The following is a 14,009-nucleotide window of genomic DNA, read 5'->3' as shown; positions in this document are numbered from 1 at the left end:
AATAATGGTTATTGAAATGGGTTCATATGGACTAAGCGGCTAGCCGTCAGCTGTCAGCTACAAGCTGCAAGACTGATACGACCTCGATAAAGTAGACACCTAATTTAAGGTATTAGGTGTCATGCAAATAAAGCCAAGAAGAATATTTTCAGACGAGTTTAAAAGAAACGCTGTTCAAAAATCCCTGAGGTCTCCAGATACAGTAAAATCTGTCGCAATATCGCTAGGAATTCATCCCGCTGTTTTAAGTAAATGGAGACAAGAATTGACATCATCTAAGAAAACTTCAAACCCTTTAAGAAACGAAGGTCCAGAGCACTCTTTGGTTGAGTTAGAACGAGAAATCGCTCGTCTTAAACAACAACTTGAAAGGGCTGAAATGGAGAATGATATGTTAAAAAAGGCGAAGGCTTACTTCGACAGTCGAAAAGAATAAAGTTTGAGTTTATCGCTAAGCACCATAGTGCTAAACGGCCAATTAAATGGCTGTGTGAACTCTTTGAGGTGTCTCGTGCAGGCTACTATAAATGGCTGAACAGTGAGCCTAGCGAACGCTCTGTAAAGAACCGCTCTCTGTCTGAGTTCCTTAAGGTTACTAGTGACAAGCAACACTGCATTCCCGGCTACAGGAAGTTGTGGAAGTTGGCGGTAGAGAATAGTTTTGTGTGTAGCAAAGCTAAGGTTCAGCGCTTGCTACAAGCTATGGGATACCGCTCTACGGCTTGTAAACGCAGTTTTGGTCGCGCAGCTAATAGGTCGAGTAAGATTACTGCCCTTAATATACTTAACAGAAAGTTCAAAGTCGCAGAGCCCAATCGTGTTTGGACATCTGATATCACTCAAGTTAGGTGCCGAGATGGTTGGCAGTATTTATGTGTAGTTCTCGATTTGTATTCAAGAAAGGTGGTTGGTTGGGGAACAAGCAAAATTAATAATGCTGACTTGGTCATAAAGACACTAAATCGAGCATGGGAAGCGAGGAAACCAAATGGTGAAAAGCTATTGTTTCACTCGGATCAAGGAACACAATATACCGCTGAATGCACCTTACTTTGGCACTATAGACGCAACATTACCGTTAGTATGTCAAGAAAAGGAAACTGCTGGGATAATGCGTGTACAGAGAGCTTCTTCGCCCAGTACAAAAAAGAGTGGATGAGTAACCTTGGAGAGATATCTCGCCAGCAAATGATCACTCAAAGTCGACTTTATATTGTTAATTATTATAATTCAGTGAGAAAACATGGGACACTCGATGGAGTTAGTCCCAATGATTTCGAGCTAGTAAAGTAAAGCCCCGTGTCTACTTTTACGGGGTCATATCAGACACAAGCCTGAGGTTCGTGCGTGAGTATTGGTTTCTGACAGGTTATATAGCTTATTAGATCTATTTTTTAGTGTTGGTGCATTTAAGTAAGTGTCGTCGCTGAGGTTTTTTATTGGGAGCCTCTTATAGCAATAGATACGCAACCAGTGTGCTGGCCCAGAAAAGCACTCGGGCAGGGCGAAACCCTTTAGCCCGGCTTATGACCAAGAGGTATGTCATACCTAGCTATGTGCACACTAAGATCCTGAATCAAGTTCAGGATGACGCCATTTAACTTGAAGTGTATAGCCACAATCAAACTAGAAGCTAGAAGCCTGTCTCTTGATCACAAGTCGAGTCCTTTGAGCATTTCATAGGATTCGACTAGTTGCATTAGCTGTAACCAGCCATCCCATAATGCTACAACTCCCACACGACCATTCCGTTTACTATCATGCCAGCGACCTAACTTGGCGAGGGCGTAATATCCCCAATGCAGTGAAGGGGGCTCTGTTGGTATTGGCTTAGTTTTGTGCGCCGCTTTCCATAGTATTTTCCAACTGACGTTACTGAAATAAACCGTGCATGGAATATTCTTCGCCTCTTCCTTGTTTTGCGTCAGTTCCCGTAACTGAAATAAACGTACTGCGATAAAGGCTTGAATAACGGCTACACGACGTAAATTATCACGACTTTGCATACGCAATCTTTCTACTTGTGTACCTTCTGATTTCCAGATTTTATGAAACTCCTCTATGCGCCACCTTAGTTCGTAGTAGCGAGCTATTTGACGAGCTTCTTCGGGAGTTGTCACTGGTTCGGTCGTATAAAGTACCCAGCGTAATTTACCTTTTTCGCCGTTGGGTTCGACTTCTTGGCAGACCACGGCATTTACAGTAATAGTGGCTTCTGCTTTAGCGCGTTGAGGCTTTTGCAACGTCACCGATGTATGACTCAATGCTATCGTTGCGGTTCGCGCTCGACGTCCACCTTTCTGTTGAATATCTATGGTGTAGTGAGCGCTTGGTTCAAGGGCATCGAGTACTGTAAAAAGCTTTTCATCAAAGCCGACTAAGCGTCGATTGTCGCTTGCTCGTACGACAAAACGGTGACCTTGACTGATTTGATAGTCTAGGTATTCGTACATATCCGCTTCGCGATCACAAACATCAATGACATTGTCGAGTGTTTCAAGTCGTGATGAGAGTTGTTCAACATTATGTTGCCATTTATAACTCTCTTTTTCGCTACGCTCTCTGCATTGTAATTGATGGGTTTGTTGTACTTGCTTACTTTGTCGGTACCAATAATGTTGATAAGCCAACCCAAGCACTTGTTCACTCTGAGCATCCAACATCAATGTGGAATGAGCATAGAGTGTTCGTCCTTTATTACTGTGGCGGGTGTCGCTCCCTGAATTGACTTCGCCGAGTTCTTCACAAACAGAATGGCGGTAGCTCAGACCAGTAGTATCTTGGAGTGCTAAGACTAAAGGGCGCTGACGAACTAACTCGTCAGTTTGAGTGTACCCAGCCTCAGCAATGGCTTCGGGGCTGATACTATCGTTACGAATGAAGCGGTAAGCACCTTCGATACTGGCAGGGTCATCACAAGAACGACTCACCGATTTACCAGCGTTTTTAGCTAGATCACTGGCTACTTTAACCAGGCGGTTAGTGCGACGAGGATCGCCAAGCTGTGCACGACCAAAAATAAATTCAGCCCAGTGCTCAGAGTTGGAAGTAAACATAGAAAGTGTGACCTAATAAGCTAAAAGAAGTATTAGATCACACTGAGATTAGATAACAAGACTTGTGTATGAAAGTCAGGCTAGAAGCTAGAAGCTAGAAGCTAGAACCTAGAACCTAGAACCTAGAACCTAGAACCCAGAGCCCAGAACCCAGCCCCAAACCCCTTAAAAGCAGAATGTAGTGAAAGTGTAGGCTAGGGTGAAGATGCTAGCTTGTGGCCTATATAGCCTGTTTGAGGCGATATTAGGGCATAAAAAAACCGCCACTACGAATTGAAGTGACGGCTTTTTGAAGGGGAAGTTTAAGGAGTGTGGATTACCAACCCTTAACTACGCCGCCTTTAAAGATGTCAGAAGCGGCGTTGTACACTTCTTCTGTTTGGTACGCTTTTACAAAGTTCTGTACGTTTTCAGCGTTTAGGTTTTCTTCACGCGAAACGATAAGGTTTACGTATGGAGATTCTTTGTCTTCAACAAAGATACCATCACGCTGTGGTGTTAGGTCGATAGAACTTGCGTAAGTGGTGTTGATGATTGAAAGCGCTACGTCATCTAGAGAGCGAGGTAGTTGTGCTGCATCAAGTTCAACAATAGTGATGTTCTTAGGGTTTGCAGTGATATCACGAACCGTCGCCAATAGACCTGCGCCTTCACGTAGCTCAATGATGCCTTGCTGCTCAAGAAGAAGCAGTGAACGGCCAAGGTTAGTTGGATCGTTTGGTACTGCAATACGTGCACCTTCTTCTAGCTCGTCAACAGACTTGATTTGCTTAGAGTAACCTGCAATAGGGTAAACAAAGGTGTTACCTGCGATAGTTATCTTGTAGCCACGGTCAGTGACTTGTTGATCAAGGTACGGCTTGTGTTGGAATGCGTTTACGTCAACCGAGCCATCATCTAGCGCTGCGTTTGGTGTCACGTAATCTGTGAAAGTCACTAGCTCAACATCAAGGTCGTACTTCTCTTTAGCTACCTTAGCCGCTACTTCTGCAACCTGTGCTTCCGCACCTGCCATTACGCCAACCTTGATCTTGCTTAGGTCTTGTTCTTTATCGCCACAACCCGTTAGGGCCAAAGCTGACGCTGCAATCGCAACGGTAAAAATGTTCTTTAGGCTAAATTTCATAACTATCTCCGTATAATTTTTTAATTCTTATCTGTGGTCAACTTTACGAACCAGTGCGTCACCCACAGACTGAATGATTTGCACCAATACAATAAGCATTACAACTGTCACTGCCATGATCACAACATCGTAGCGGTGGAAGCCGTAGCGAATAGCAACATCACCTAAACCGCCACCGCCCACAGTGCCCGCCATAGCTGAATAGCTAACTAGGGTAACCAGTGTGATAGTGACTGAGTTGATGATGGTAGGTAGCGCTTCTGGAAGCAGTACCTTATTAATAATTTGCAGCGGTGTTGCGCCCATTGATTGTGCTGCTTCTACTAGACCACTTGGTACTTCAAGCAGTGCACCCTCGATAAGGCGAGCCACAAATGGGATAGCACCGATGGTTAGTGGAACGATAGCCGCTGTTGTGCCGATAAAGGTTCCGATAAGAAGCTTGGTAAATGGGATGATAGCTACCATAAGCACAAGGAACGGCACGCTTCGACCTACGTTGACAATGGCGCCTAAGATGGAGTTTACACGCAGGTTTTCTAACAAACCGCCACGTTTTGTGGTGTGAAGGACTACGCCTAGAGGAATACCCACAGCGAAACCGACAATGCCAGAAAAGCCCACCATGTATAGGGTTTCCCAAGTTGCCTTTAATAAAAGTCCGCTATTTAGATTGAACCAATCAGCTAGCACATCATAAGACATAGCCAAGCACCTCTACTTTTACATTGTTGTCTTTCAGGTATTGAATCGCTGCATTGTCGGCTTCTTCATCACCGAAGAATTCCGCCACCATCATGCCGAATTTAACGCCACCGGCGTAATCCAGATCTGAGCTTAGAATTGAGATATCAATATTAAATTTACGAGTGATTTGACTGATCACTGGCGCATCCACACTAGCGCCGGTAAATTCCAGTCGCACTAACGGGTAGCTTCCTTCTTTACGCTCAGTGAGAAGGCGTGACTCGTAATCTTCTGGAATAGAAAGGTCTAGGGTTGAGCGAATAAATTGGTGCGCAAGCTCTGTTTTTGGGTGAGCAAATATGTCACCAACCGAGCCCTTCTCAACAAGTTCACCACCACCAATAATGGCCACCTCGTGACAGATGTTCTTCACTACATCCATCTCGTGGGTGATGATAAGGATCGTGATGCCGAGTTGACGGTTGATGGTTTTAAGTAAGCCAAGGATCGATTGAGTGGTGGCTGGATCAAGGGCACTAGTCGCCTCGTCACAAAGCAATACTTTAGGGTCACTTGAAAGTGCACGTGCAATCGCAACACGCTGCTTTTGTCCACCACTCAGGTTGGCAGGGTAGGTATCGCGCTTATCGCTAAGACCCACTAAGCCCAATAGTTCAGTGACTTTACTTTCAATAGTTTGCTTATCTTTACCCGCGAGCTCTAGAGGTAGAGCGATATTTTCGAATACAGTGCGAGAAGAAAGAAGATTAAAGTGCTGGAAGATCATGCCGATATTGCGGCGCGCTTCAGAGAGCTCTTTCTTAGATAGCTTGGTAAGGTCAACACCATCCACGATGACTTCACCGCTAGTAGGTGCTTCTAGCATGTTAACGCAACGAATTAGGGTGCTTTTGCCTGCACCAGAAGAACCAATCACACCAAAGATGTTGCCCTTGGCGATGGTTAAGTTGATATCTTTCAAGGCGCTGATAGCGGATTTACCTTGATAGAATACCTTGTTAACTTGCTTAATCTCTATCATCAAATAGCCTGCATGATTAGGTAGAGGAGTTTAAATCTTGCAGAGATGCTAGATATTTCATTGACCCAAGTCAATAGATATTTTTACGTCTAGACGTCTAAACGCCAAATCAAGGGTGCGAGTGGTAACAAAGCATGCGATAATCGTTACCATCTTTATGAAGCAGAGCAGAGTAGTTACCCGTGCCTAAAGCAGCCGTTTTTTTAGATCGTGATGGTGTTATTAATGTTGATCATGGCTATGTACATGATGAGCATGATTTCGAATATATCCCTGGCGTTTTTGAGGCAACCAAGAAGTTGCAGCAGATGGGGTATCTATTAGTCTTGGTCACCAATCAATCTGGAATAGCGCGCGGCAAATTTAGCGAAGAGCGATTTGAGTCTCTGACGCAATGGATGGATTGGAACTTCTCGGACAATGGCGTTGAACTTGATGGCATCTATTACTGCCCTCATCACCCTGAACACGGTATTGGTGATTACAAACAAGATTGTGAGTGTCGAAAACCTAAGCCTGGTATGTTCATCTCGGCCAGAGATTTTCTGAAGATTGATATGCAAAACTCCATCATGGTGGGAGATAAAGCGGAAGATATGATGGCTGCAGAAGCCGCTGGCGTTGGCACTAAAATCTTGGTGCGCACAGGAAAGCCTGTCACCGAAAAGGGTGAGGCGATTGCCAGCGTGGTTTTGGATAGTATTAAGGAAGTGCCAGACTATTTAATCGACAGAAAATAGCGCACAGCAAGATAATAAATTGATAAGGAAGGCTTTGAGTGAATCAAAGCCTTTTTTGTATGTTATCGGTATTGAACGGTGTAGCGAGTTGGCTTGTGGTTCATCCATAAAATCAGGTTGATGAACACGGCTGCAAGAATAGACCACGCTATCAGTGTCAAAGGGATGAAATAGAGCGAACATATCAAAATAGAAGTATCAAACAACAGCTGCGTTTTGCCCACTGAGATGCCCATCTTATCTTGGATCACTAGGCACAATACATTTGAGCCGCCTAAGCTGGCACGGTGACGGAACAGAACCAGTAAGCCTAATCCTATAAACGTGCCACCGGCAATGGCTGCAAAAGCAGGCGTGAGCAGTTCAAAGCGCATGACATGGTGCAGGTTGTCAGCCATCACCGATACCAATGAAACACATATCACGCTGTTGATAGTAAAGCGCTTACCAAGACGAAACCATGCCAAGAAATAAAAGGGGATATTGACCAAGAAGTACATGGTACCGAAGCTAAGGTCGATAAATTGCGTAAACAGCAACCCAAGACCTGCCGTCCCACCCACAATCATGGATGAAGATTTTAAAAAATAGATCCCAACTGCCACTAGTAGAGTACCAGTAAATATAGCAGCGCAATCCTCGAGAAAGCTATGTTTGTTCATTGTACTTAACCTTGCAGATTCAGCCGCGAATAGTATAGGAAAACTGTGCTTTACCGAACTGTTTGCGCAACTTTTTTGTTAACAGCGTGTAATTTTTGATTTACACAGTGTAAAGTTGAGGCCTTCAAAAAAGAGAATCCCAGATAGGCCTTTATTCTGTTGGTTATTTAGGCGAATATACCTACAGAAAACAGGGACAAAAAAAATTTGTGATACGAATTTATTTCGGTAAAATGCCGCCATTGCCGTGACGAAAACGTTTGCTTTTGGTCATTATGTGGTTTTTTTAGCTATTTACAGTTTAATCTGAGTCAGGAGATACAGATGCTAAAGCGTGATATGAACATCGCTGATTACGATGCGGACCTATTTGCCGCAATCCAAGAAGAGACAGTGCGCCAAGAAGAGCACATTGAGCTTATCGCTTCAGAAAACTACACAAGCCCACGTGTAATGGAAGCTCAGGGCTCTCAGTTAACTAACAAGTATGCTGAAGGTTACCCAGGCAAGCGTTACTACGGTGGTTGTGAGTACGTTGATAAGGTAGAAACTCTAGCTATCGAGCGTGCGTGTGAGTTATTTGGTGCTCAATACGCGAACGTTCAGCCTCACTCAGGCTCTCAAGCAAACAACGCTGTATATATGGCACTACTGAATGCTGGCGACACAGTATTGGGTATGAGCCTTGCTCACGGTGGTCACCTGACTCACGGTTCTCCAGTTAACTTTTCTGGTAAGTTGTATAACATCATTCCTTACGGTATCGACGAAAAAGGCCAGATTGACTACGAAGAAATGGAAGCTTTGGCTGTTGAGCACAAGCCTAAGATGATCATCGGTGGTTTCTCTGCATACTCTCAAGTATGTGATTGGGCTCGTATGCGTGAAATCGCAGACAAAGTTGGCGCTTACTTCTTTGTTGATATGGCGCACGTTGCAGGTCTTATTGCTGCTGGCGTTTACCCGAATCCAGTTCCACACGCTCATGTAGTTACAACAACGACTCACAAAACTCTAGCTGGTCCTCGTGGTGGTTTAATCCTTTCTAACGAAGGTGAAGACCTTTACAAGAAATTGAACTCTGCGGTATTCCCTGGTGGTCAAGGTGGTCCTCTAATGCACGTTATCGCTGGTAAAGCAGTAGCGTTCAAAGAAGCTCTAGAACCAGAGTTTAAAGAATACCAAGCGCGCGTTGTTGCTAACGCAAAAGCTATGGTTGCTGAGTTCTTAGCTCGTGGTTACAACATCGTTTCTGGCTCTACAGAAAACCACCTGTTCCTTGTTGACCTAATCGACAAGGACATCACTGGTAAAGAAGCGGATGCGGCTCTTGGCGCAGCTAACATTACAGTGAACAAGAACTCTGTACCAAACGACCCTCGTAGCCCGTTTGTTACTTCTGGTATCCGTATCGGTTCTCCTTCAATCACTCGCCGTGGTTTCACTGAAGAAGACGCGAAAAACCTTGCTGGCTGGATGTGTGACATCCTAGACAACATGGGTGATGAGTCGGTAATTGAAGCGACTAAAGCTAAGGTACTAGAAATCTGTAACCGTAAACCTGTTTACGCATAAGATTAAAGTAGCCTAAATGATAAAAGCGAGCCTAATGGCTCGCTTTTTTGTTTATTGGTTCTCTAGATACATCATGAATAGTCGAGCGTCTAGCTCAAGCTGATGGTAATCAGGTTCCATATGACAACACAGTTGATAAAACGCTTTGTTGTGTTCTTTTTCTTTTAGATGCGCTAATTCATGCACGATCAACATTCGTAGCAATGGCTCTGGTGCATCCTTGAATACATTTGCGATACGAATTTCATTCTTTGATTTTACCTTATTTCCTTGAACGCGACTCACGTAAGAGTGTAGGCCCAATGCATTGTTGATGAGGTGGATCTTGTGGTCGTAAATCACCTTGCTTAACGGGGCTGACTTTTTCAGAAAACGATTTTTAATCGCCATTGTATATTCAAACAAGGCTTTTTCGCTTTTGATGGTGTGCTTGGTAGGGTAACGCTGCTTAAACCATGCGTTTAGCTGCCCTGACTCTACAAGTCGGGTGACAGGCGTGACTATGTGTTCGGGGTAGCCCTGAATGTATCTCAGTGAAGGGTTCATCGTATTCCAAAGCAATAACAGAAGTGCCCAATTCTACCCAATTCCTAATGCCTAAAGAATGGATTTATTGAGCTCTTCTATATTCAATGCTTGATGATAGATAACTTGGCAGTTAACCGCCTTTGTTGATACTCAGCTGCGTGCCTGATTTACAACGGAATGTATAGTAGCGACGGCTTTCGCTAAATTTAGATAGCCCTTCGCCTGAGCAGTAATCGATATTGATGTCGCGCATAACCTCTAGGGTTTTTTCATTATCTAGAGCGAACTTAGACCCATCCGCACAAATGATACGAACCTTGCCATCATCACTCACCGAGTAGAGTGAGACCTCGGTGTTACACAGTTCAAATGATGCTTCTAAGTAGTTGTCTTCTTGAGTGTTTCTATCTGCGCAGCCCCACAAAAACAGAGCTGACAGCGCGCATAATAACAGTCGCATTAAACGACCTCCTTTATTTATGACCAGTCCTAGCTTTAATCATAATGGGCTTAGCGTAGAAAGCAAAAAACCACTGCAATGTGTGGGTGTTTATTTGGGAGTTTTGAGGTTTGTCGCAATTGGGGGAGTGCTTTAACTTGCGAGGTTTGCCTAACAAAGGCGTCATTCTGGAAAGCTCGAAGAGTTTATCCAGAATCTTAGAGAGTGAGATATTGAGATTGGTGCGCTCTAAGATACTTATATGGACTCCCTCGGTAAATCAACAAAGAATTTGGAAAACAAGTATAGATGCGCACTTATATACGGGCTTTATTGAGGAGCTACCTCGCCCTAAAATGTAGTCGCACCAATAGGCTATTTCTCGATATCGGCAAGTTTACTGCCTCGAATCTTATCTAGCTCATACTGGTCGGTCTTACCTGTCTTACATCGCTCTTCGTTGACTATGCTCGGTCTATCATGCCAATTTAATTGGCTGATAGTCCGAATCATTCTTTAATAAAGCATAAGCGGTTCGAACGGTTTTGTTCGCTAAAGCAATTGCAGCGATCTTTTTCCTCGTCGTTCGACAAGTGCTTGTAACCACTGTTCTTTGTTTGTTGTCGCTGGACGGTTTAATACATGAGTGATAACGGAAAGCGCTCCTTGAAATAAAACTGAACGAAGTCGCTTATCCGCACTGTACCTAGATATATGTCCAATACGTTCTTTCCCGCCGGAACTGTTCTGTTTAGGTGTTAGCCCTATATTAGCGGATGCTTCTCGGCCATTAGAAAAGTTTTCACCTCGCCCTAATCGTAACGCTAACCCTAGCGCCCCTAAGTACTGACCCCTTCTAGCTTCATCAGCTTTTTGCAAATATGATGCGACTTAACCAAAGACTCAAGCTGCCTATCTAGTTCTTGCAAGTGTTCAATTTGGCCCAATAAATGTGACCATGACTTGTGTAGCGCGGTTCTAAAACTATCAGGTAAAGAGTTATCAGCATCTTCCAGGGTGAAAGGGATTTCCTTTCTTAACTTAGATAGGCCTTGCGGTAGAATAATTCCGAACTCAGCTAATACTCCTCGCATCTGGTTACTTTGTGCGACTAATTGAACCTTAGCCAAGTGTCGCATACGCTCTAACGATTGAAGTGCCTGCTCCTCAGTTGAGTGAATATGAGTACCATGGATGTGCTCTTGCTGTGCTGCAACACCAATAGCTAAAGCATCATTCCTATCTGTCTTTTGCTTGGTTTGAAAAGCTTTTACTGCTCGCATTGATGACTTTTACAATGTGGCCTGCGCTAATTGCGAATCAGTAGTAGTAGTGTGCACTGCCACAGGCTTCCATAGCCACGAGGGCTTGTTTTTCATTTATCAGAATTTCTTTGAGTTTTGCTCGACTGACTTCGCGGTTATAAATGACTTTTCCGTTAGGGCAGAGTTTGCAAACTTGGAATACATTCTTTGCTAAATCAATAGCTAATAGATTAGGATTAGTCATGTATGGACTCCTTTGGCTAATCTTTAGTCGGATTAAGACCGTAGCTCCTCAAGGAGAGGGAGTCCATACATCTAGATAGTTGCAAGCAACTTCTAGGGTGAGGGTAGTGTTGCGCTTGCTTCAACTCGTAGGGTTCGCCATAGACCAAAACGTGTCATTCTGGAAAGCTCGAAGAGTTTATCCAGAATCTTGGAGAGTGCTAATTTGAGATAGGTGCGCACTAAGATCCTAGATAGTTGCAAGCAACTTCTAGGGTGAGGGTAGTGTTGCGCTTGCTTCAACTCGTAGGGTTCGCCATAGACCAAAACGTGTCATTCTGGAAAGCTCGAAGAGTTTATCCAGAATCTTGGAGAGTGCTAATTTGAGATAGGTGCGCACTAAGATCCTAGATAGTTGCAAGCAACTTCTAGGATGACGGTAGTGTTATGCTTGTTTCAACTTGAAAGGTTCGTCATAGACCAAAACGTGTCATTCTGGAAAACTCGCAGAGTTTATCCAGAACCTTGGAGAGTGCGATATTGAGATAGGTGCGCGCTAAGATCCTAGATAGTTGCAAGCAACTTCTAGGATGACGGTAGTGTTGTGCTTACTTCAGCTCGCAGGGTTCGCCATAGACCAAAACGTGTCATTCTGGAAAGCTCGAAGAGTTTATCCAGAACCTTGGAGAGTGCGATATTGAGATTGGCACAATCTAAGAGCCCAGAACCTAGAAACGAAAACCCAGAAACGAAAACCTAGAGAGTTGCGGGGCAACCTCTAGGTTTGTGAAATACAGAGTATCGCTGGTGGGGAGATCCCAGATAAAGCTATGCTTTTCTGGGATAAAAAATCCTACGGGATTTTTTACTTAACTTCCTCACCTTTTGCTTGTAGGTCTGCGTGGTATGAAGAGCGTACGAATGGGCCACAGGCTGCGTGGGTGAAGCCTAGCTCTAGTGCAATCTCTTTTAGCTCGTCGAACTCTGCTGGTGGAACGTAGCGTTCTACTGGCAGGTGGTGACGACTTGGTGCTAGGTATTGGCCTAGAGTTAGCATGCTTACGCCGTGCGCTCTAAGATCCTTAAGCACTTCTACGATCTCTTCTTTCGTTTCGCCTAAGCCCATCATTACGCCAGACTTAGTAGGAACGTCAGGATGTTGCTCTTTGAATTTCTTCAGAAGTTCTAGAGACCACTTGTAGTTAGCTCCAGGGCGTACACGACGGTACAGGCGTGGCGCTGTTTCTAGGTTGTGATTGAATACATCCGGTGGATTCAGCTTAAGCTCTTCTAGGGCTTTATCCATACGACCACGGAAATCTGGAACCAGAGTTTCAATGCGAATGTTTGGGTTAAGCTTGCGGATCTCTTCATTACAGTCAGCAAAGTGTTTAGCACCGCCATCGCGCAGATCATCACGATCCACTGATGTGATTACCACATACTTTAACTTCATATCTTTGATGGTTTGAGCCAGCTTTTGTGGTTCGTTGGTTTCCGGCGCGACCGGACGACCATGGGCTACATCACAGAAAGGACAGCGACGAGTACAGATAGCACCTAAGATCATGAAGGTCGCTGTACCGTGGTTAAAACACTCTGCTAGGTTAGGGCAAGAAGCTTCTTCACATACCGAGTTCAGGTTGTTTTTACGCATAGCAGACTTAATGTCTTGAATGCGCTGGCTATCAGCAGGTAGCTTAATCTTCATCCATTCAGGCTTGCGAAGGACTTCGCTGCGTTCAACTGGAACTGACTTAGTAGGGATCAGCGCCATCTTATCAGCGTCACGATATTTGACGCCTTTTTCCATTTGAATTGGTTTACTCATAGCTTTCTGTCATTTCTATTACGTCTGTGTAATCCAGTAAGGCACTTAATTCCTTAACCAGAATACCTTGAATGTTTGCACGCTGATCATCGGTTGTGAAATCAGCGACCTGAACCATTTCCATACCGGCATAACCACAAGGGTTGATGCGTAGGAAAGGGGAGAGATCCATATCTATATTCAGAGCTAATCCGTGAAAGGAACAACCTTTGCGGATTCGAAGTCCAAGGGAGCAGATCTTTTTACCCTCTACATACACGCCAGGAGCATCTGGACGGGCTGCAGATTCGATACCGAGCTTAGCAAGGGTTTGCACCACGGTGTTCTCTATATGAGTCACCAGTTCACGCACCCCTAAACCGCGTCGACGCAAGTTCAGCAGGAAGTACACCACCATTTGGCCTGGGCCGTGGTAGGTTACCTGACCGCCGCGATCACTTTTTACCACAGGGATATCACCGGTATTAAGGAGGTGTTCCTCTTTACCCGCTTGGCCTTGCGTAAAAACAGGATTGTGCTCAACAATCCATACCTGATCGACGGTATTCTCGTCGCGCTCATCGGTGAATCGGTGCATTCTCTGCCATATTGGTTCGTAATCTTGACGACCAAGATGGTGGATCTCCAATCGATCACTGAGTAGCGATGAGGTTGCGTTTGCTTGTTTCTCTGTATCGTTAGGCAATTCGTTACTTCCCTGAATCATCTATATCGAAGTACGCACATTACTAGCAACGTGAGGTTATTTCTACTAGAAAAAGGCGAATTAATACTATTTGTATTACAAAAAGTGGTGCTCAAAGATGCACCACTTTTAAGATCAACGGCTTACAACT

General features: G+C 44.4%; 15 protein-coding genes. 3 read left to right on the top strand and 12 right to left on the bottom strand.

Features of this window, described 5'->3' with window-relative positions; all coding sequences use genetic code 11:
* Nucleotides 1-121 precede the first annotated feature (121 nt).
* Nucleotides 122-1,293, top strand: a protein-coding gene (locus tag OCU35_RS10110) for an IS3 family transposase (protein WP_261825059.1) whose coding sequence is annotated in 2 segments (ribosomal slippage) — nt 122-392 and nt 392-1,293 — 1,173 coding nt in all. Because the reading frame shifts where the segments join, the coding sequence is not laid out codon by codon here.
* A gap of 359 nt (nt 1,294-1,652) precedes the next feature.
* Here the strand turns inward: OCU35_RS10110 and OCU35_RS10105 are convergent.
* The 4 genes from OCU35_RS10105 to metN all read right to left on the bottom strand — a co-directional run bounded on the left by OCU35_RS10105 (nt 1,653) and on the right by metN (nt 5,911).
* A complete protein-coding gene (locus OCU35_RS10105) occupies nt 1,653-3,056 on the bottom strand; it encodes an IS4 family transposase (protein ID WP_261825301.1) in 1,404 nt (467 codons plus the stop codon).
* Nucleotides 3,057-3,372: 316 nt separating this feature from the next.
* The gene (locus OCU35_RS10100; protein WP_102499530.1) at nt 3,373-4,182 is read right to left on the bottom strand and encodes a MetQ/NlpA family lipoprotein; all 810 of its coding nucleotides are present in this window, start codon (nt 4,180-4,182) and stop codon (nt 3,373-3,375) included.
* Between the two features lie 27 nt (nt 4,183-4,209).
* A complete protein-coding gene (locus OCU35_RS10095) occupies nt 4,210-4,887 on the bottom strand; it encodes a methionine ABC transporter permease (protein ID WP_261825300.1) in 678 nt (225 codons plus the stop codon).
* Nucleotides 4,877-5,911: a methionine ABC transporter ATP-binding protein MetN gene (metN, locus tag OCU35_RS10090; RefSeq protein ID WP_261825299.1), complete on the bottom strand. Its 1,035-nt coding sequence runs from the start codon at nt 5,909-5,911 to the stop codon at nt 4,877-4,879. The genes OCU35_RS10095 and metN overlap by 11 nt, the downstream gene beginning before the upstream one ends.
* Nucleotides 5,912-6,093: 182 nt before the next feature.
* Here metN and gmhB point away from each other — a divergent pair, with 182 nt between their 5' ends.
* On the top strand, nt 6,094-6,651 hold the full coding sequence (gmhB, locus tag OCU35_RS10085) for a D-glycero-beta-D-manno-heptose 1,7-bisphosphate 7-phosphatase (protein ID WP_017029152.1): 558 nt from the start codon (nt 6,094-6,096) through the stop codon (nt 6,649-6,651).
* Between the two features lie 62 nt (nt 6,652-6,713).
* Here the strand turns inward: gmhB and OCU35_RS10080 are convergent, their stop codons facing one another.
* The gene (locus OCU35_RS10080; protein ID WP_017029153.1) at nt 6,714-7,313 is read right to left on the bottom strand and encodes a YitT family protein; all 600 of its coding nucleotides are present in this window, start codon (nt 7,311-7,313) and stop codon (nt 6,714-6,716) included.
* A 324-nt stretch (nt 7,314-7,637) separates the two neighbouring features.
* Here OCU35_RS10080 and glyA point away from each other — a divergent pair, with 324 nt between their 5' ends.
* Entirely contained in the window at nt 7,638-8,888 is a 1,251-nt protein-coding gene (gene glyA, locus OCU35_RS10075; protein WP_017029154.1) for a serine hydroxymethyltransferase, read from the top strand.
* A gap of 51 nt (nt 8,889-8,939) precedes the next feature.
* Here glyA and OCU35_RS10070 read toward each other — a convergent pair whose 3' ends face one another.
* The 7 genes from OCU35_RS10070 to lipB form a co-directional block, all read right to left on the bottom strand.
* Nucleotides 8,940-9,434, bottom strand: coding sequence for a M48 metallopeptidase family protein (locus OCU35_RS10070; RefSeq protein ID WP_261825298.1), 495 nt, complete (start codon nt 9,432-9,434; stop codon nt 8,940-8,942).
* 112 nt (nt 9,435-9,546) lie between these two features.
* On the bottom strand, nt 9,547-9,876 hold the full coding sequence (locus OCU35_RS10065; protein WP_017029156.1) for a hypothetical protein: 330 nt from the start codon (nt 9,874-9,876) through the stop codon (nt 9,547-9,549).
* Between the two features lie 531 nt (nt 9,877-10,407).
* Entirely contained in the window at nt 10,408-10,734 is a 327-nt protein-coding gene (locus tag OCU35_RS10060; RefSeq protein ID WP_261825297.1) for a transposase, read from the bottom strand.
* Entirely contained in the window at nt 10,695-11,138 is a 444-nt protein-coding gene (locus OCU35_RS10055; protein ID WP_261825296.1) for an IS110 family transposase, read from the bottom strand. Before OCU35_RS10055 ends, OCU35_RS10060 begins: the two co-directional genes overlap by 40 nt.
* 37 nt (nt 11,139-11,175) lie before the next feature.
* Nucleotides 11,176-11,364, bottom strand: a complete 189-nt coding sequence (locus OCU35_RS10050) for a hypothetical protein (RefSeq protein ID WP_261825295.1) — start codon at nt 11,362-11,364, stop codon at nt 11,176-11,178.
* 843 nt (nt 11,365-12,207) lie between these two features.
* Nucleotides 12,208-13,173 carry a lipoyl synthase gene (lipA, locus tag OCU35_RS10045; protein ID WP_017029157.1) on the bottom strand — a complete coding sequence of 322 codons (966 nt, stop codon included), beginning with the start codon at nt 13,171-13,173 and terminating at the stop codon, nt 12,208-12,210.
* On the bottom strand, nt 13,166-13,879 hold the full coding sequence (gene lipB / locus OCU35_RS10040) for a lipoyl(octanoyl) transferase LipB (protein WP_017029158.1): 714 nt from the start codon (nt 13,877-13,879) through the stop codon (nt 13,166-13,168). Before lipB ends, lipA begins: the two co-directional genes overlap by 8 nt.
* Between the last annotated feature and the right edge of the window lie 130 nt (nt 13,880-14,009).

This window comes from Vibrio breoganii, assembly GCF_024346795.1.
GTDB lineage: Bacteria > Pseudomonadota > Gammaproteobacteria > Enterobacterales > Vibrionaceae > Vibrio > Vibrio breoganii.
This window is presented reverse-complemented; position numbering and strand designations above follow the sequence as displayed.

Bases quoted from the DNA above. Each gene is read 5' to 3' on its own strand.
- OCU35_RS10105 (WP_261825301.1), bottom strand. From the start codon at position 3,056: ATGTTTACTTCCAACTCTGAGCACTGGGCTGAATTTATTTTTGGTCGT.
- OCU35_RS10100 (WP_102499530.1), bottom strand. From the start codon at position 4,182: ATGAAATTTAGCCTAAAGAACATTTTTACCGTTGCGATTGCAGCGTCA.
- OCU35_RS10095 (WP_261825300.1), bottom strand. From the start codon at position 4,887: ATGTCTTATGATGTGCTAGCTGATTGGTTCAATCTAAATAGCGGACTT.
- metN (WP_261825299.1), bottom strand. From the start codon at position 5,911: ATGATAGAGATTAAGCAAGTTAACAAGGTATTCTATCAAGGTAAATCC.
- OCU35_RS10080 (WP_017029153.1), bottom strand. From the start codon at position 7,313: ATGAACAAACATAGCTTTCTCGAGGATTGCGCTGCTATATTTACTGGT.
- glyA (WP_017029154.1), top strand. From the start codon at position 7,638: ATGCTAAAGCGTGATATGAACATCGCTGATTACGATGCGGACCTATTT.
- OCU35_RS10070 (WP_261825298.1), bottom strand. From the start codon at position 9,434: ATGAACCCTTCACTGAGATACATTCAGGGCTACCCCGAACACATAGTC.
- OCU35_RS10065 (WP_017029156.1), bottom strand. From the start codon at position 9,876: ATGCGACTGTTATTATGCGCGCTGTCAGCTCTGTTTTTGTGGGGCTGC.
- OCU35_RS10055 (WP_261825296.1), bottom strand. From the start codon at position 11,138: ATGCGAGCAGTAAAAGCTTTTCAAACCAAGCAAAAGACAGATAGGAAT.
- OCU35_RS10050 (WP_261825295.1), bottom strand. From the start codon at position 11,364: ATGACTAATCCTAATCTATTAGCTATTGATTTAGCAAAGAATGTATTC.
- lipA (WP_017029157.1), bottom strand. From the start codon at position 13,173: ATGAGTAAACCAATTCAAATGGAAAAAGGCGTCAAATATCGTGACGCT.
- lipB (WP_017029158.1), bottom strand. From the start codon at position 13,879: ATGATTCAGGGAAGTAACGAATTGCCTAACGATACAGAGAAACAAGCA.